Consider the following 17,200-nt stretch of genomic DNA (forward strand, 5'->3'; position numbering starts at 1 on the left):
GCCTCAGAATTGCAGCCGAAGTTCGAGCGCACTTCGAAATCGCTCGAAATCCTCGCCGGGCCGATTGCTGTTGCGATCGGCGTAGCGGCCGCTCAGCGCCACCGCGACCCGGCGATTGACGAGATATTCGACCTCGCCGTAGCCGCCGAGCGTCCGTTCCACGACAGACGTGCCGAGAAAGGCCGAGCGGCGGTAGACGGCGCCGGCCTGCCAGTGGAGATTGCGACGGACCTCCTGCTGCACGCCGAGGCGCACGCGCGTGTCCTCCCTGGCATAGGCGCCGCTGCGTACCGTCGCGGCATCGCCATGGAAGCCGTCGAGCGTGAAGGCGAGCCGCGCGCGAGGCTGGTAGATGAGTGCCGCCTGCGCCGAGAAGCCGGTGCGGGAAGGAAGGGAGGGATCTGCGGGATTGAACCGGAAAATGCCCGCTCCCGCTTCGCCTCGCAGGACCCCGCCGGGATCGATCGCGATCCCGATCCTTCCACCGACCGTATCCGAGTCCCGGTTCACGCCGCTCAAGTCGAAGGGCAGCGCGAAGTTGCGCCGATTGTAGAACAGCTCTGCAAAGGCGCTGCTCAGATCGGTGAGCAGGTAGCGCAAACGTCCGCTGAGCGAAAAGCTGTCATGATCCCGTTCGCGATCGACGGCGCTGACATGGTCGAACCGTGCGGCCGTACCGCGCACCCGAAAACCGACCCGGGTGCCGGTTCGGGTATAGCCGAGCTCCGCGCGCGAGATGTCGATCAGGCGAGGACCCGTGGTCGGCGAGATCCTCGCCTCGGGATCTCCCCGCGACTCGACTGCCCGCTCGTAGGCGACGAGAGCGGCGATCGCATCGGTTCCGCGGACCCGATATTCGCCCGTCGCACCGACCGACGCCGCGGTGGAATTTTCCGTAGTGGCATCAAGGAAGCGCTCGAATCGGGCATTGGCCCAACCGGTCATCCGATAGCGCTCTTTCTCGAGCACCGCGTTGAGCGCAGGCGCGGCCACGATCTTGAAATCGGAGGTCACGTCGTTCGGGAGAGCATAGATGTTGCTGTCATATTCGAGCCGGACATCGCCGTTGAGGAAAAGCCGCGTGTCCCCGACGGTGACGGGGGTCCGTGGAAAATCGGTTTCGGCGCTGCCGATCACCGGAGTGGCGCGGCTGAGCTCCTGGGCTCCTCCCAATTGGGGGGCGACGAGCGCAAGGCTGGAGATGGAGACCAGCACCGCCCCCCTGATCGGCCTCATGTCTCAGAACCACTTTTCGTATACGACGATCGTGTCTCCGGGCAGCACCCAGGAGGCGTTGGTAGCGCGCGTCGTCGTGGCCCGCCCGCCCACGACGCGGGTGATCGCGACCTTGCCCTGCACGGCGCGGTAGGTGTAGCCGCCCGCCGCCGAGACGGCTGCAAGCACCGCCATGCCCGGCCGATACTGATACTCGCCCGGGTTGCGAACTTCTCCGGTCACATAGACCGGCCTCAGTTTCACCGGTTGCACGCTGACGCTTGGCGAGACGAGATATTCGCCGTCCACCAGTTTCGACGCGATCGCCCTTTCGAGTTCGCTGAGGGTGAGGCCGGAAGCCCGGACCGCCCCCACCACGGGCAGCGAAATCTCGCCGCGGTCGTTGACCACGTAAGCGGTGTTCGCGGCAGCGTCGGTTCCGCTGAGGCCCGGAACGACGACCCGCAGCTCGTCGCCGCTTCCGAGACGGAGTTCGGCGGCGTCAGCGCCTGCCGTCTCCGGCAACTTGCCAAGCCCGGTGGAGCAGGCGGCGGTCAGCGTGAGCATCAGGGCACATGCCAGTTTCAGACCTGGGGCGGACATGGGTACCTCCAACATGGATCAGGCAGAGCCAGACTAGCCGTTCGACCCGATCCGATGGGTGGGGATTCCGGTTACGCCCGGTGCGAATTCGGACATCCGGATTGCCTCAAAGTGGTTAGCGCGCCGCAACCTGCCGCAGCGGCGGCTCGTCGAGGCCGACCCATCCCCCGACGTCCCTGCCGATAAGGTCTCCGAGCTGCGTCACGTCGTCCGCGTAGAAATCCATAAGGCGCTGCCGGAGCTCGGCCGTCAGCGGCGGGTAGGCGATCTCCCGCGCCAGCAAGCTCCTTGCCTTTGCGAAGGCGGGGTTCGTTCGAAGCGGCTTCACGGCCGACTTGAGGGGCGCGAGCAGGCGCCGCATCCCGAGCGGCAGGAAGCGTTCGGACCCGTCATTGAACCGGCGCGCTCCGACTTCGGGCGTGTAACGCTCCGGCGCTCCAACGTGCCGACAGACAGACCTGACGGTGTGTTCCGGATCCGCCTTGACGTCTTCGTAAAGGAGCACCTTGACGCGATGCCGCGGAAAATGATCGAACCAGCGCCGCAGGTGCATCGCGTAGAGCCCGTCCTCGAGGAAGCGCCGGTGCTCGCCGGCAGCCTTGGTCAGATGGGCTTCCGGACCGCCGCGTATCGTGCCGCGGCGGTAAAGCATCTTGTAGTCCGAATAGGCACGATCCACGGGATTGCGCAGCTGCACCACCAGCGGGATGTCGGGAAGGGCCGCGGCCATCCGCGCAGGTGCGAGGGGATGCGCCAGATAGTCGGCCGATTTTTCTCCAAGCAGTTGGCCGGGTTGCGCGTCCTCGAAGAACTCTGCGTAGAATCGAAAGCCCTGATGATATTCTCGGCTGAAGAAATGCGGTTCGGGAGCGGGCAGGAAGACGCCGGGATTGGCCCGGAGCTGGGCGTGCAGCCAGGTGGTCGCGCCCTTGACGGCTCCGATGATCGCGAAGTCCGGGAGGGTGGAAGTATAGGTCATCGAATGAGCTCCACGGCGCGCGCGACGGGAAGAAGCGAGGCGCGTATCGCCTCCGCCATGAACGTCATTTCCGCTTCGCCGAGCGTGTGGTCGACGGGCAGGGTGACGTTCCGGGCACCAAGGTAGTCGGCGCCCGGAAGCTCGACCGGATTGACGAAGCTTCGGGCGGTAAATGCCTCCTCCCTCGACATGTCCGGACAGGTTCCCGCGCTGGCCGGAACGCCGCGATCGATGAGTTCCTGGATGAAGCCGGAATGGAGCCTCGCCCCCCCGGGATCGTCGAGCAGGAAATTGAACTTGTAGAAAGCGTGCTCGATGCCGTCCGGCACGATCGGCAGCCTGAGGCCGCGCACCGCGCGCAGTCCCGCAATTAGGCTCGCCGCGTTGACCCGCCGCTGGGCAAGCCAGCGTGGAAGGTTGCGCAACTGGATCCGGCCGATCGCCGACTGCATCTCCGTCATCCGGAAGTTCGAGCCGAAGCTGTCGTGCACGTACCGGAAGCAGCCGGGGGAGGCGGCGGTGCGGATCTTGGCAAGGCTCTTGCCGTGGTCCTTGTAGGCCCAGGCGCGCTCGTAGACGCGTTCGTCGTTGACGAGCAGCATCCCGCCTTCGCCGCCCGTCGACATGATCTTGTCGGTGCAGAAGGAGAAGGCAGCGACGTCGCCGAACGAGCCGACCCGCCGGCCATGATAGCTGGCGCCGTGCGCCTGCGCACAATCCTCGATGAGACGCAGGCCGCGGCTGTTGGACAGCGCCTGCAGTTCGCGCATTGCGCAAGGCCAGCCCCCGAGATGGACGCAGATCAGGGCGCGGGTTCGGCTGGTCACCGCACGTGCCGCCGAAACCGGGTCGATCGTCTGGCTGACCGGGTCGACGTCCGCGAACACCGGCGAGGCGCCGACTGCGACCACGCAGGCCGCAGTTGCGAAGAAGCTTCGCGCCGGCACGATGACCTCGTCGCCCGGACCGATGCCGAGCGCACGCAGGCCGAGCTCGAGAGCGAGCGTCCCATTGGCCACTGCGATTCCGGCCGAGGCGCCGCAATAAGCAGCGAATTCGTCCTCGAAGGCGCGCGTCTCGTCGCCGTGCACGAGCGCATTCACACGGCCGCTCGCAAGGATGTCGGTGACGGCATCGATCTCCTCTGCCTCGTGGCGCGGCCAGGCTGTCCGGACCTTGGTGATTGCAGTCGGTCCTTTCTCCGCCGCTCCCGCGGGAGCCGAGCCGGATTTCTGAAGGGCGCATATCTGGATCATCGTTTCGTTCCCTTGGGAGTAGGTGAGCGGCACCGCCGGCTGCAGCCGGGGCTCCCCCGTCAGCCGTCGCGAAAGCGGATCCGGGCGGGGACGGATCTGAGAGCTCTCCTGGATGAGCCTGAGCAGCATCGGATCCCAGGCGGCGCCCTTCGGAGCTTCGATGAGCTTGAGAGTCAGCGCCCGCAGCGCGTCCGCGTCGCCCTCTCCGATCAGCTGTTCGAGCTGCAAGAAGCCGCTGACGAGACGGTCGAGCGGCAGCGGGCAGGGTCGCGCCTCGAACACGCCCGGTATCTGACTTTGGACGCGTTCCTCCGAAATGTCGAAAAGCTCTTCGAAAAGCTTTTCGCCCGGGCGCAGCCCGACCACCCGGATCGAGTCCTCCGTCACGGCGCGGCCTGCGAGCCTCAGCATCCTCTTGGCGACATCCATGATCTTGACCGGCGCGCCCATGTCCAGGACGAAGATCGCACCGCGGCTGCCCTGGAGCTCCATGGTCCGGGTGCTGCTCTGCAGCACCAGCTGGACGGCTTCCTCTACGGTCATGAAGAACCGTTCCATGTCGGGATGCGTCACGGTCAGCGGCTTGCCTTCCGCAATCTGCTTCTTGAAGAGTGGGATGAGCGACCCGCTCGAACCAAGCACGTTGCCGAACCGCACGGTCATGAACCGCGGGCTCTCCGTGTCCGACGCGCCGATGAGGTCGAGGGCCTGGCAGTAGAGTTCGCCCAGCCGCTTGGTTGCCCCCATCATCCCGACCGGATTGACCGCCTTGTCGGTCGACACCTGGACCATCGCACGCGCGCCGAATTCACAGACCGCATTGGCGACATTGCGAGTCCCGAGCACGTTAGTGTGGACGCCGTCGCACGGGCTCGCCTCGACGATCGGGACGTGCTTGAGCGCTGCGGCGTGGAACACCAGCTGCGGGCGGTGCCGATCGAAGATCTGGCGAAGCGCCGGCATCTGCCGGATCGAGCAAAGTTCCGAGTGGAACGTGACGTCGGGAAAACGCTCCCGCACCTCGAGATCAACCCTGTAGAGATTGTATTCGGCATGGTCGAGGAGGACGATCTCCGCGGGCCCGAAGCCTGCAATCTGTCGCACCAGCTCACTGCCGATTGTCCCGCCGGCGCCTGTCACCAGCACCCGCTGGCCGGCGATGGTGCGTGCGACCGGGCTCTTGTCGAGCTCCACCATCGGACGTCCGAGCAGCTCGGCGAGCGGCAATTGCTCGAGCTGAAGGTGAGAACCGTCGCCGCCCGCCTCTCCCCACAGATGACGAATGCGGCCGATGGTCAGTTCGAGATCGTCGGCGGCCGGCAACAGCCTGGCAAGGGTATCGTGTGACTTCTCGCTATCCTCGTGGACGATGATCGCCTCCGGCCGCCGCGCTTCGGCGGTGAGCGCCGCGACCACCAGCCTCAGCCGTTCCGGCGGGCCGAGGACGCGGACTCCGGCGATCTGCAGCCGACCGACATGTGGCGTATCCGTCAGGATCCCGCAGATCTCGAACGTGCAGGAAGGATCCGCGCGTGCAAGCTCGATGATCGCACGCGCCCAGTCGAGTTCGCCGATCAGGAGCACGCGCCGGCGATCTTTCACCTCGATTTTGCGGACCACCCTGTTGCGAAGGCGCTCGCGCAACGCCCGGCGGCAGATCCGCATTGCTCCCATCGCGCCGGTGACCAGGGCGAAATGGAGGAGGATGGAGGGAAGGAGGGTGGTCGCATCGGAAAAGGTGGAAGGCGAAGAATAGAGGCGGATCGCCCAGGCGGCAGACACCCCGCTGATTACGGTGGCGCCGAGGAAGGCGCAGTCCTCGAAGCTCAGATACCGCCAGCTGCGCTGATAGAGCCGAAGCGCGAAGAAGACCGTAACCGCGACGGCGGCAAAGGCGGCCATGGCGAGCAGCGACGTGGGCACCGCCCGCGGCATCGGCGCCGCTCCGCGTGCAACGGCGATCGGCAAGGTCAGCATCACCGCTGCGGCGTCGAGGCCGACCACCGCAAGAAGCCGGGCCATTCCGGCGCCCGACTGCGGAAGGAAACCGGAACCAGCGATCCGATGCCTGGCTCCGGCCGTCCTGGCTTCTTCCACGACGCGCGGAGCCGCAGGATCGGCCGGATTGGCGTCAGATTTCGTCGCCATGGCAGGGACCTCCTTCTTCGTCGATTTGAAGAAGAAGCGACAGGATCCGATCGAACGCGAATAATCGGCAGCCGCCTCAAGCTATTCTGCGCGGCAACATGCCGAACCCTGGTGCGGTTTAGTTCCACCATCTAGCCAGTAGCCATTATTGCGTGGCGGCCGATCCGGTGCAGCTGAATGGACGATTGGCTAACCCCAATGGATTACACCCGATACGCAGGATGCTTTCCCTTGCAGGACCTTTATCCCTTTCACGAGCGGAAGCGGTTCGCCTGCGCCGGCCTCGCCCTTGCGCAGGATGCTCCTGATCTCGGTCCAGGCTCGACCGGACGGGCGCTGGGAAGGCACGTGGAGCGTGGGTGGCCTGCACTGCAAAGAGGCGAGCCGTCGGCACTGCAAGGAAAGGCTGAAGATGAAGATCGTCGTTCTGGCAAGCCTGGCGATGTCTCTGGTGCGGTTCCGGGGCAAGCTGCTCGAAGAGCTGGTCGCCGCCGGGCATGACGTCGTCGCCTGCGCCCCCGACGCAGACGAGACGGTCACGCGCGATCTGGCGGAAATCGGCGTGACCTTCCGGCGAACGCCGATGTCGCGAGCGGGTGTCAACCCATTGCAGGACATCGCTACCTTCGGCCGGTATCTGGCTCTCTTCGCGAGGGAACGGCCAGGCGCGGTGATCGCCTATACCCAGAAACCGATCATCTATGGCGGGCTTGCGTCCCGGCTGACGGGCGCCAGGTTGCACGTGATCATGAGCGGTCTCGGCTATGTTTACAGCAGCGAAGCCGATCACCGCCCGGGCCTGCGCAAGATCGTCTCGTGGCTGTACCGTCTCGCGGTCCGCCGCGCGGCGACGATCTTCGTGTTCAACAGCGACGATCGCCGAATGATGATCCAGCACGCTATCATCGATGCGCGCCATCACGTTGTCCAGGTGCCGGGCTCCGGAGTGGACACCGACCACTACGCTGCGGCTCCGCTGCCGAGCGGCCCGCCGACCTTTCTCATGATGGGCCGCCTGATGCGGGACAAGGGAGTGGGAGACTATATCGCGGCGGCCCGACAGGTCAGGTCGGTGCTGCCTGACGCCAGGTTCATGCTGCTCGGCCGGCCGGAGACCGAGAACCCGACCGGCTATTCGGACGCGGACGTTGCCGGATGGTCCCGGGAGGGGCTGATCGAACATGTCCCCGAAACCTCCGATGTGCGGCCCTATCTCGCGCGGTGCCATGCTTTCGTGCTTCCCTCTTTCTACCGCGAGGGCTTGCCGAGAACGATATTGGAGGCGCTGTCGGTCGGACGTCCGGTCATTACCTGCGATCTCCCCGGCTGTCGCGACGCCGTCACGGACGGGGAGAGCGGCTGGCTCGTGCCGCCGAGGCGCCCGGACCGGCTCGCGGAGACGATGCTGCTTGCCGTCGAGGATCCGGAGCGGCTGGAGCGGATGCGGATAAGTGCGCGTCGATCCGCCGAACGCGTCTATGACGTGAAACGGGTGAACGCGCTCCTGCTCCGCGAGATGGGGCTCGCGGCCCGACGACTTTCTGCCGCCGCCGGTACACCCGCGCCAAGGGTCAGGGCGGAGGCCTAGCGTGTCGAGGCTCGTCGATATCGCCCTCGCGCTGAGCGCCGCGATTTGCCTGTCACCGCTCGTCCTCCTCATTGCGGTTGCCGTGCGGCTCGATCTCGGCAGCCCTGTGCTGTTCCGGCAGCGTCGGGCGGGACTCGGCGGCATCGAGTTCGACATCGTCAAGTTCAGGACGATGCGCGACACCCGAGACTCCGCCGGACGCCTGCTTCCCGACGCCGAGCGCGTGGTGCCGCTGGGGCGGCTGCTGCGGCGAACGCGGCTGGACGAGCTACCGGAACTGCTCAACATCCTCCGCGGCGACATGTCGTTCGTCGGCCCGCGACCGCTACTGCCGGAAACGATCCGCGTGTTCGGCGAAAAGGGCGTTCTCCGCGGCCGCGTCCGGCCGGGACTTACCGGCTGGTCGCAAGTCAACGGCAACACCTTGCTGACGCAGGAGGAAAAGCTCGAACTCGACCTCTGGTATTTGGCGAACCGGACATTGTTCATGGACGCGGCGGTGATGCTGCGGACGCTGGCGGTGATGACATTCGGCGAGCAACGCAACAGCGACAATCTGGAGAAGGCATTTGCGAGCAGTCGTCATCGGCGCGGTTGAAAGCACGTCCATTGCCGCCGGAGCGATCGCATCCGCCGACGACTGGACGCTCGCCGCCCTGTTCACGCTGGCGCCGGATCTTGCCGCGCGACATTCGGACTTCCATGACCTTGCGCCGGTGGCGCTATCCGCCGGGGCGGAACTCGTGCCGGTCGACAGGATCAACGACGCGGCGAACGTCGCCGGGCTGGCCGCCTACCAGCCGGATTTCATCTTCGTCGTCGGCTGGTCGCAGATCTGCGGCCCCGATCTGATGGCGATCGCCCCCGGCCGCGTGATCGGCTACCATCCCGCCGCACTGCCGCGCATGCGGGGACGGGCGGCAATTCCGTGGACGATCCTGGCCGGCGAACCGATCACGGCAGGCACCTTGTTCTGGATGGATGAAGGTGTCGACACGGGTGCGATACTCGACCAGCAATTCTTCCACGTGTCGCCCGCGGAAACCGCGGCGACTCTCTACCGGAAACATATGGGGGCCCTCGGCACGATGATGGCGAGAACGCTCCCCGATCTCGTCTCCGGGCGGCCGCGCCGCGACCCCCAGGATGAACTTCATGCGACCTGGGCCACACGCAGGACGGCGGAGGACGGGGCGATCGACTGGCGCAGGCCGGCCAAAGAGATCCACCGCCTGGTTCGCGCCGTCGGTCACCCCTATCCGGGATCGTTCACGTCGGTCGGCAGCGACCGGCTCACGATCTGGTCGGCAGAGCTTTCTGATGTCGGCGAGCGCTTCTGTGCGCTGCCGGGGCAGATCATCGAGCGGACACCGGCGATGTTCACCGTAGCGTGCGGCGACGGTACCGCCCTGACGGTGACCGACTGGAGCCGACCGGGCGGCAGGATGCCGGCGCTGCACGCAATCCTCGGACGGGAAGCATGAGCCCGCTCGCCTGCTGGCGCCGGGTGGCGATCGTCGCGCCGCATCCGGACGATGAGGTTCTGGGCTGCGGTGGAACCATCGCCCGCCTCGCCAAGGACGGTGCACAGACGCATGTGGTCATCGTCACGACGGGGCAGGAGCCGCGCTTCCCGAGAAAGCTGGTCGAGACCGTGCGGGAGGAGGCCCGGCGTGCGCATGCTGCCCTCGGCGTGACCACGACCCGGTATCTCGACTTCCCCGCCGCGGAGCTGGACCGGGTGCCCTCCAGCGACCTCAACGCGGCGCTTGGCCGCGCGCTGGACGACGTCGCTCCGGACACGCTGCTGCTGCCATTCATCGGCGACATCCATGTCGATCACCAACTGGTGTTCAACGCGGCGCTCGTCTGGGCTCGGCCGCGCGGCGCTTCCGCTCCCGCCCGGATCCTGGCCTACGAAACCTTGTCGGAGACGAACTGGTGGGCACCAGGGCTCACACCGGCGTTCATCCCCAACGTCTTCGTCGACATCGGGGATGAACTCGAGGCCAAGCTGTCCGCCTTCGCCGGCTTCGAGTCGCAGCTGAAAGCCTTCCCGGACGAGCGGTCGCTCGAGGCGATCCGCGCGCTCGCCATGGCGCGGGGAGCGACCGTGTACCGCCGGGCCGCGGAGGCCTATGCGATCATCCGTCAGGTGCTTTAGCAGCTTCACCGCGGACGATGAGCGGCGACTCGATCCTGCGGACAATGATTTGCGTACCGAGTTCCGCTTCTTTTACTCCGCGTGGCGGTTGCTAACCTTTATCGACTGTTCGTTCGACCTGCCCGGCTGCTCGCCGAGGTGGGTTTTTCAGGAAAGACTGGCTCCCGGCTTCGTCAGTCGCCTGGCGAATCGGCGGGCGACTCGCACATGGTTCGGCAAACGAACTATTTATGTCAACAGAGTCGGAGGCGCGCCGATCTACGCCTTTCGGCTAGTCTGTTCCAGATAGCGCGCGATGTGTCTTGCGCGGCAACCAGAGAAAAGCGTTCTTCTCTGGGCGTAATCCTTTGTTAACGACTGCCCTTTTGGGGTAGGCAATCTGAAGTTGGACAGAAGGTTCGCCGTCTGGTAGGATTTCATCACAAGATTGAGGCCGTTTTCCCTCGGTCAGAATATCTTGCGCGTTTGCGTCGACACTCCAAGCATTAAACCTCCAGCACCGCAATCGCGGTTTAGAACTGCGTGTCCGGATGCGGGGAGGTCTGTCGTTAACAGGGGGTAGAAATGTCAGACACGATAAATGTCGCGCTCGTCGGACGTAATTCGATCGTCCGGGAGGGCCTGTGCCGGATCCTCGCGGATTACGGTTTCACCATCCGCGCGTCGGTCGAGAGTTCGGCCGCGTTGAAGGGGCTCGCGGATGCCCAGGGAGGCACGGACAATTGTCTCGTCGTGGTCGACATCGGCACCGACGGCAGTGTCGACGGGATCGTCGGGACGATCCACGAGACCTTCGCCGGCGGCCGCGTCGTGCTGCTGGCGGACCAGTTCGATTTCGAGACGATGCTCTGCGCCTTTCGCCAGGGCGCAAGCGGATATATCGTGAAGGAAATCTCTTGCGAGCCGCTGATCATGTCCTTGCAGCTTGCTGCGACGGGCGAGAAGGTCATGCCCTCGCAGCTTGCCGATCAGCTGCCCACGCACGTGCCGGCCGCGACCACCGAGACGGCCCAGAAGACGATCGAGAACGCCCAGCTTTCGGATCGCGAAACCGAAATCCTGCGCTGCCTGATCATGGGATGTCCGAACAAGATCATTTCTCGCCAGCTCGACATCAGCGAGGCGACCGTCAAGGTTCACGTCAAGGCGATCCTGCGCAAGATCCGCGTGCACAACCGGACTCAGGCAGCCATCTGGGCCGTCAACCGCGGCCTCGAGGGGATAACCCTGGGCAGGCAGCAGCTGACTCGCACGGACGCCGAGCCGCCGCAGCTGCCGGACCTGACACCGCAGATGTTCGCCCACGAGGCCCTCGCGCCTTTGTCTCTGGCGGCGCACTGAGTCACCGCTTCGACGCCTCCAACAGGAGCAGCAGGTCATGGCGGGGTCTCCGAGCGATCCGACCGTTCCCGTGGGAAGCGGGGGCGGCGAGGTGCCGTTGCAGACGTTCAGGCAGCGTCTCATCGCCATCGGACACCTGCTGTCCGGCAATTTCGGCAACGCCGCGATCATGCTGGTCAGCGTTGCCATCGCCGCCCGTGCGCTTGGCCCCGAAATCTACGGGGTCATGGTCCTGGTGCTCGCTTATGGCCGGACGGTCGAGCGCGTCCTTCGCTTCGAATCCTGGCAGCCGCTGATCCGCTTCGCGGCCCTCGAGGAAGGGTCGGGCGATCGAGCCCGGCTTGGACGGCTCTATGCCTTCGGCCTTCTTCTCGACGTCTGCACGGCGCTGATCGCCGCATTGGTCGCCTATCTGGGCGCCGCGCTGCTCGGGCCGCTGTTCGGCCTAGACGAGGCCAATATCCAGCTGGTCGCGATCTACTCGGTAGCGCTCTGCGTGAACGTCACCGGAGTTCCGACGGCGGCGTTGCGCATGGCGGGCCGGTTTCGGTTGCTTGCCTATAGCCAGCTCGCCGCGAACATCGTCCGCATTGGGCTGGCAATGCTGTGCGCACAGCAGGATTGGGGGATCGCGGCGTTCATGATCGCCTGGACCGGCGCGCAGGTCTGTGGGTCGATCCTGTTCATCGGTCTCGGTTATTCTGCCCTGCGAGCTCTCGGCATCCCGGGGCCCTTCAGCGTTCGCTGGTCGGGACTGCGGTCGAGCTTTCCCGGCTTCCTGTCCTTTGCCTGGTCGACCAACCTCTCGATGACCATGCGCACCCTGACGCAGGAAGCCGACGCATTGATTGTCGGCGCGCTCGCAGGCCCTGCCGCCGCGAGCTTCTATTATCTCGCCAAGCGCATCGGCAAGGTCGCGCAACAGGTCGGGGCCCAGGTGCAGGCCGTAATCTATCCGGATGTGGCGCGGATCTGGGCACGGGGACTGCGCGAGAAATTCCGGGCCACCGTGCTCCGTACGCAGGCTGCGCTTGCCGCGGTGGGCATTGCCGGTCTGCTCGCGGCCTGGGTGCTCGGGCGGTGGATCATCCATCTCGGGCCGGGCGCGAGCTACGATGCTGCCTACCCGCTGCTTCTGACCCAATTGGTAGCGGTGGTGCTCACCATGCACGCCGCGCCGTCCCGCTCGGCATTGCTGGCCATGCATCGGCCCGGTTTCGTGCTCGCCGCTTCCACGATCGGCGTGGTCCTGTTTCTCGGCACCTGCCTTCTGGCGATCCCGGTCCTCGGAGCCATCGGGGCGAATATCGCCCACATCGTCCTTGCTGCCTTCATGGCATTGGTCCTGGACGTCGCATGGCTACGCTGGTCACGCCCGCAGGTTCAGGAAGAGCCGGCGGAGCTGGCCGTCGCGGCGAGCCGCTAGGTCGCCGCGGCAAGACGCGTTCCGCGCACCCGTGACAAGAGCGGCGGCTCCACTTTCGGCCCGCTGCCCGCCCTGCGTTCGAACTATCCCGAAACGGTTCTCGCGAAAGGCTTTCAGCGAACGCATGGCGCGACATCGCCGCACGGACCTGCTTCAGTCCGAGCGCCTGAATCGCGCAGGCGCTGAACCGCGTTTGGAACGAGCGCATTGTCGTTCGGCCGATCGTCGGAACGGCAAAAGCAATGAACTGGAGCGTAATCCGTTCAATCTCCAAGCCACTGACGGATTCCTATCCGCACGGCCGTTCGTGAAGACAGGCACCGGCTTCTCCTGGCGCGGGCGCGGGCGCGGGTCGACACGGCGCCTGCACGTCTCGAACGTGCGCGAGGAGGCGTTTCCGACCTTGCGGCGCAGGCAGCAAGCCGCCCGGCGAGCGCCACCGCCGGGTTGAGCCACACAAGAAACGGTCGCCGACCCTGGAGTGGGGTCCACGACCGTGAGTTTCCGAGCGTCTTATCGCCTGCCGGTCAGGTGCCCATGCCCTTGGTCGACGCGTCGCCGCGATCCTTGAGGCGGAAGCTCCAGCCTTCGCCTTCCGGACGGCATTCGCGGGCCCAGTAGGCATCATCCTCCATGCGCGCCTCGGCCAGTGCCGCCTTGCACTCGGCTCTGGTGGCGTAGATCGTGCTTTCGTCCACGGCTGAGGCCACGGCCGGTATTGCAAGTCCCGCGACGAGCAAACCGAGGGATGCAAGCTTTCTCATCGTAAGTTCCTCCAAAAGCGGGCTTGTCCCGCCCCGGCAGACTAGCGCAGCAGCGATGCACCACCCATCACTACTCCTCGCGATTCCGGGCGCATGTGGAGTAGGCTTTTGGGCGAGGCCCGTTCGCAACACCCGCACTAGGCCCCGTCCCGGCGGCAACAGGCCAATATGCCCGGGGCAAGCTCCTGCCGGCAGATGAGGAGATCGGGCAATTCGGGCGAGGGCTTGTTGTACGCCATCCCCGACCCGTCGATCCGCGAGACGTGCAGGCCAGCCGCAAGCGCGACCGCGGCAGGCGCGCAATTGTCCCACTCATACTGGCCGCCGCTGTGCAGGTAGATGTCGGCTTCTCCCCGGATCACCGCCATCGCCTTCGCGCCGGCCGATCCCATCGGCACCAGGATCGCATCGAGCCTGGCTGCCACCTCCACGGCTTCAGGCGCCGGGCGCGTCCGGCTGACCAGCATGCGCAGGCGTTCCGGTGCGGTCTGCAGGGCAGGCGGGCGCGCGCTGTCGAGGGTGATGCCCAGTTCCGGGAGCGCGACCGCTCCAACGGCGGGCTTGCCGTCGATCGCAAGTCCCACATGCACCGCCCAGTCGGAACGACCCTCGCCATATTCACGTGTGCCGTCCAGCGGGTCGATGATCCAGCACCGCCTGTTCGAAAGGCGAGCGTCGGTGCTTTTCGTCTCTTCCGAGAGCAAGGCGTCGCCGGGCCGCAGTCTCGACAGTTCCGCCATGAGAAACTCGTTGGAAAGCTGGTCGCCGGCCTTGCCCAGCGCCTTGCCGGTCAGTCCGCTCTCGCAGCGGAACTGCAGGAGCAGCTCCCCGGCCCGTGCCGCCAATGTGGCCGCCAGCAGTGCATCATCCATGAACGTCCTCCCGAGTTCGCCCAAGGGCTGGTTCTGGCGCACATCGCGCCCGCTCGTCGTCTTTTCAGGCCTGGAGAAGGCGCGCGACGATCGCCTCCGCCGCCTGCTCGGGCGACATCGACAGGGTGTCGATCCGGAATTCAGGCTGTTCGGGAGGTTCGTAGGGCGAGTCGATCCCCGTGAAGTTGCGAAGTTCACCCGCGCGGGCCTTCCGATAGAGGCCCTTCACATCGCGCGCTTCGGCAACCTCGATCGGCGTGTCGACGTGGATCTCCACGAACTCGCCGGCAGCGAACATCCCGCGGACCATCTCGCGTTCCGCCCTGAACGGAGAGATGAACGCCGTCAGCACGATGAGGCCGGCGTCGGTCATCAACCGCGCCACTTCCGCGACCCGGCGGATATTCTCGACACGGTCGGCGTCGGTGAAACCAAGGTCACGGCAGAGCCCATGGCGGATATTGTCCCCGTCGAGCAGGAAGCTGTGCCTGTCGAGCGCGAGAAGCTTCTTCTCCACGAGATTGGCAATCGTCGATTTTCCCGATCCGGACAGACCGGTGAACCAGAGCAGCCTTGGCTCCTGGCGCTTCTGCGCCGCATGGGCCTCGCGGCTGACGTCGAGCGCCTGCCACTGGATATTGTGCGACCGGCGCAGCGCGAAATGAATCATCCCCGCGCCGATCGTCTCGTTGGTCAGACGATCGATCAGGATGAAGCCGCCGAGGTCGGTACTTTTGGCATAAGGCATGAACGGAAGCGGCTTGTCGGTTGCGATGTTCGCCACTCCGATCCCGTTCAACGGCAGCGTCTTCCCGGCGTCCTGGCCGAGCGTGTTGACGTCCACTTGGAATTTGAGGTCGGTGATGCGCGCCGGCACCGTCGTTGCCCCGATCTTGAGAAGATAGGGACGCTGCGGAAGCATCGCCTCCTCGCTGAGCCAGACGAGGGTCGCTTCGAACTGATCGGCGACCTCGATCGGATCGGCCGATGCGCACAGGACGTCGCCGCGCGAGCAATCGACTTCGTCCCTGAACGTGACCGTGACCGATTGGCCCGGTCCGGCAGCCGGCAAGTCGCCGTCCATGGTGACGATGCGATCGACGACGGTCATCCGGCCCGAGGGCAGGATCCGGACGGCATCTCCCGGACAGACGACGCCGCTGGAGACCAGGCCGGAAAAACCCCTGAAGGCGGAGTTCGGCCGGTTGACCCACTGGACGAGCATCGAGAAAGGCAGTTCCGCCAGGCGGTCGTCATCCACGTCCACCCGGTCCAGATATTGGAGGAGGGTGGGTCCTGCGTGCCAGGGCATCAGCTCCGTACGTTCAGCGACGTTCTCGCCGGACAATCCGCAGATCGGGATCGCGACGACGCCCGACATCCCGATCGAGGCGGCGAACGCGCGATAGTCGGCGACGATCTCCTCGAACCGTTCACGGCTGTAGCCGACGAGATCCATCTTGTTGACCGCAAGCACGACATTGCGGATGCCGACGAGATTGACGAGATAAGAGTGACGCCGGGTTTGCGTGAGCACGCCCTTGCGGGCGTCGACGAGGATGATCGCAGCGTCGGCAGTCGACGCGCCGGTGATCATGTTGCGCGTATATTGCTCGTGGCCGGGCGTGTCCGCGACGATGAATCGGCGCGCCGCAGTCTCGAACATTCGGTAGGCGACGTCGATGGTGATGCCCTGCTCCCGCTCGGCGGACAGTCCATCCACGAGCAGCGCGAAATCGAGCCGGTCTCCTGTGGTCCCGTGGACGCGCGATTCCCGCTCGAGTGCCTCGATCTGGTCGGACAGCAGCGACTTGGAATCGAACAGGAGCCGGCCGATCAGGGTCGATTTCCCGTCGTCGACCGAGCCGCAGGTGATGAAGCGGAGGAGGCTCTTGTCGGGCGACGGCGCAAGTTCCGGTTTCCCATGGGGCGCAAGCAGCGAAGCCATGTCCATCAGAAATACCCCTCCACCTTCTTCTTCTCCATGCTGGCGAGCTGGTCGCCGTCGATGGTCCGGCCCTGTCGTTCGGACGTCGTTGAGGAAAGCGTCTCCTCCACGATCTCGGCCACCGTTGCGGCCCGGCTCTCGACGGCGCCGGTGAGCGGGTAGCATCCCAAAGTCCTGAACCGGATCGATCGCAGCACCGGCATTTCGCCGGGATTCAGCGGGAAACGATCGTCATCGACCATCAGCAGGGTTCCGTTACGCTCGACGGTGGGACGCGGCGCCGCGAAATAGAGCGGGACGATGTCGATCTGCTCGCGTTGGATGTAGCGCCAGATGTCGAGCTCGGTCCAATTGGAGAGCGGGAAGACCCGGATCGATTCGCCCGGATGCTTGCGCGCATTGTAGAGGCGCCACAATTCGGGACGCTGGGTCTTCGGATCCCAGCGGTGGGCGGCAGACCTGAATGAGAAGATCCTCTCCTTGGCCCGGGACTTCTCCTCGTCGCGCCGAGCGCCGCCAAAGGCGGCGTCGAACCTGTGTGCGTCGAGAGCCTGCTTCAGACCCTCGGTCTTCCACATGTCGGTGTGCACGGGGCCGTCGAAGGGCGTGATTCCCCGCGCTTCCGCCTCAGGATTGCGGTGGACGATCAAGTCGATATCGTCTTCGGCGGCAATCTTGTCGCGAAGCGCGTACATGTCCCGGAACTTCCAGGTCGTGTCGACGTGGAGGAGCGGGAAGGGGAGGCGCGACGGATAGAAGGCCTTGCGGGCGACGTGCAGCATGACGGCCGAATCCTTGCCGATGCTGTAGAGCATCACCGGTCGGCTCGCCTCCCCGACGACTTCGCGCATGATATGGATGCTCTCGGCCTCAAGCTGGTCGAGATGGCTTGACGC

General features: G+C 65.5%; 14 protein-coding genes. 6 read left to right on the forward strand and 8 right to left on the reverse strand.

What is annotated here, in order from left to right:
* Positions 1-3: 3 nt before the first annotated feature.
* From C7I55_RS26450 to C7I55_RS26465, 4 genes are all read right to left on the reverse strand, one after another.
* Entirely contained in the window at positions 4-1,236 is a 1,233-nt protein-coding gene (locus tag C7I55_RS26450) for an outer membrane beta-barrel protein (protein WP_106516058.1), read from the reverse strand.
* 3 nt (positions 1,237-1,239) lie between these two features.
* A complete protein-coding gene (locus tag C7I55_RS26455; RefSeq protein WP_106516059.1) occupies positions 1,240-1,818 on the reverse strand; it encodes a polysaccharide biosynthesis/export family protein in 579 nt (192 codons plus the stop codon).
* 115 nt (positions 1,819-1,933) lie between these two features.
* A complete protein-coding gene (locus C7I55_RS26460; RefSeq protein ID WP_106516060.1) occupies positions 1,934-2,797 on the reverse strand; it encodes a sulfotransferase family protein in 864 nt (287 codons plus the stop codon).
* On the reverse strand, positions 2,794-6,201 hold the full coding sequence (locus C7I55_RS26465) for a polysaccharide biosynthesis protein (protein WP_106516061.1): 3,408 nt from the start codon (positions 6,199-6,201) through the stop codon (positions 2,794-2,796). Before C7I55_RS26465 ends, C7I55_RS26460 begins: the two co-directional genes overlap by 4 nt.
* Positions 6,202-6,613: 412 nt before the next feature.
* On the opposite strand from C7I55_RS26465, the gene C7I55_RS26470 reads away from it, so the two are divergent.
* From C7I55_RS26470 to C7I55_RS26495, 6 genes are all read left to right on the forward strand, one after another.
* The gene (locus C7I55_RS26470) at positions 6,614-7,789 is read left to right on the forward strand and encodes a glycosyltransferase family 4 protein (protein ID WP_106516062.1); all 1,176 of its coding nucleotides are present in this window, start codon (positions 6,614-6,616) and stop codon (positions 7,787-7,789) included.
* 1 nt (position 7,790) lies between these two features.
* Positions 7,791-8,387, forward strand: a complete 597-nt coding sequence (locus C7I55_RS26475) for a sugar transferase (protein WP_106516063.1) — start codon at positions 7,791-7,793, stop codon at positions 8,385-8,387.
* Entirely contained in the window at positions 8,359-9,273 is a 915-nt protein-coding gene (locus C7I55_RS26480; RefSeq protein ID WP_106516064.1) for a methionyl-tRNA formyltransferase, read from the forward strand. Before C7I55_RS26475 ends, C7I55_RS26480 begins: the two co-directional genes overlap by 29 nt.
* Complete coding sequence (locus tag C7I55_RS26485) at positions 9,270-9,953, forward strand: PIG-L deacetylase family protein (RefSeq protein WP_106516065.1); 684 nt, start codon at positions 9,270-9,272, stop codon at positions 9,951-9,953. Before C7I55_RS26480 ends, C7I55_RS26485 begins: the two co-directional genes overlap by 4 nt.
* Positions 9,954-10,517: 564 nt before the next feature.
* Positions 10,518-11,294, forward strand: a complete 777-nt coding sequence (locus tag C7I55_RS26490) for a response regulator transcription factor (protein ID WP_106516066.1) — start codon at positions 10,518-10,520, stop codon at positions 11,292-11,294.
* Positions 11,295-11,331: 37 nt separating this feature from the next.
* Positions 11,332-12,720, forward strand: coding sequence for a lipopolysaccharide biosynthesis protein (locus C7I55_RS26495; RefSeq protein ID WP_106516067.1), 1,389 nt, complete (start codon positions 11,332-11,334; stop codon positions 12,718-12,720).
* Positions 12,721-13,247: 527 nt separating this feature from the next.
* Here the strand turns inward: C7I55_RS26495 and C7I55_RS26500 are convergent.
* The 4 genes from C7I55_RS26500 to cysD form a co-directional block, all read right to left on the reverse strand.
* A complete protein-coding gene (locus C7I55_RS26500; RefSeq protein WP_106516068.1) occupies positions 13,248-13,484 on the reverse strand; it encodes a hypothetical protein in 237 nt (78 codons plus the stop codon).
* Between the two features lie 137 nt (positions 13,485-13,621).
* Complete coding sequence (locus tag C7I55_RS26505; protein WP_106516069.1) at positions 13,622-14,356, reverse strand: 3'(2'),5'-bisphosphate nucleotidase CysQ; 735 nt, start codon at positions 14,354-14,356, stop codon at positions 13,622-13,624.
* 64 nt (positions 14,357-14,420) lie between these two features.
* Positions 14,421-16,310 carry a sulfate adenylyltransferase subunit CysN gene (cysN, locus tag C7I55_RS26510; RefSeq protein WP_106516070.1) on the reverse strand — a complete coding sequence of 630 codons (1,890 nt, stop codon included), beginning with the start codon at positions 16,308-16,310 and terminating at the stop codon, positions 14,421-14,423.
* The gene (gene cysD, locus C7I55_RS26515; protein WP_233222434.1) at positions 16,310-17,155 is read right to left on the reverse strand and encodes a sulfate adenylyltransferase subunit CysD; all 846 of its coding nucleotides are present in this window, start codon (positions 17,153-17,155) and stop codon (positions 16,310-16,312) included. The genes cysN and cysD overlap by 1 nt, the downstream gene beginning before the upstream one ends.
* Positions 17,156-17,200 lie beyond the last annotated feature (45 nt).

Origin of the sequence: Allosphingosinicella deserti, assembly GCF_003012735.1 — a bacterium.
GTDB classification, from domain to species: domain Bacteria; phylum Pseudomonadota; class Alphaproteobacteria; order Sphingomonadales; family Sphingomonadaceae; genus Allosphingosinicella; species Allosphingosinicella deserti.

Excerpts from the sequence above, each read along its gene's own strand:
- cysD (WP_233222434.1), bottom strand. The coding sequence starts at position 17,155 with ATGCGCGAAGTCGTCGGGGAGGCGAGCCGACCGGTGATGCTCTACAGC.
- C7I55_RS26450 (WP_106516058.1), bottom strand. The coding sequence starts at position 1,236 with ATGAGGCCGATCAGGGGGGCGGTGCTGGTCTCCATCTCCAGCCTTGCG.
- C7I55_RS26500 (WP_106516068.1), bottom strand. The coding sequence starts at position 13,484 with ATGAGAAAGCTTGCATCCCTCGGTTTGCTCGTCGCGGGACTTGCAATA.
- C7I55_RS26455 (WP_106516059.1), bottom strand. The coding sequence starts at position 1,818 with ATGTCCGCCCCAGGTCTGAAACTGGCATGTGCCCTGATGCTCACGCTG.
- C7I55_RS26490 (WP_106516066.1), top strand. The coding sequence starts at position 10,518 with ATGTCAGACACGATAAATGTCGCGCTCGTCGGACGTAATTCGATCGTC.
- C7I55_RS26495 (WP_106516067.1), top strand. The coding sequence starts at position 11,332 with ATGGCGGGGTCTCCGAGCGATCCGACCGTTCCCGTGGGAAGCGGGGGC.
- C7I55_RS26505 (WP_106516069.1), bottom strand. The coding sequence starts at position 14,356 with ATGGATGATGCACTGCTGGCGGCCACATTGGCGGCACGGGCCGGGGAG.
- C7I55_RS26465 (WP_106516061.1), bottom strand. The coding sequence starts at position 6,201 with ATGGCGACGAAATCTGACGCCAATCCGGCCGATCCTGCGGCTCCGCGC.
- cysN (WP_106516070.1), bottom strand. The coding sequence starts at position 16,310 with ATGGACATGGCTTCGCTGCTTGCGCCCCATGGGAAACCGGAACTTGCG.
- C7I55_RS26485 (WP_106516065.1), top strand. The coding sequence starts at position 9,270 with ATGAGCCCGCTCGCCTGCTGGCGCCGGGTGGCGATCGTCGCGCCGCAT.
- C7I55_RS26460 (WP_106516060.1), bottom strand. The coding sequence starts at position 2,797 with ATGACCTATACTTCCACCCTCCCGGACTTCGCGATCATCGGAGCCGTC.
- C7I55_RS26470 (WP_106516062.1), top strand. The coding sequence starts at position 6,614 with ATGAAGATCGTCGTTCTGGCAAGCCTGGCGATGTCTCTGGTGCGGTTC.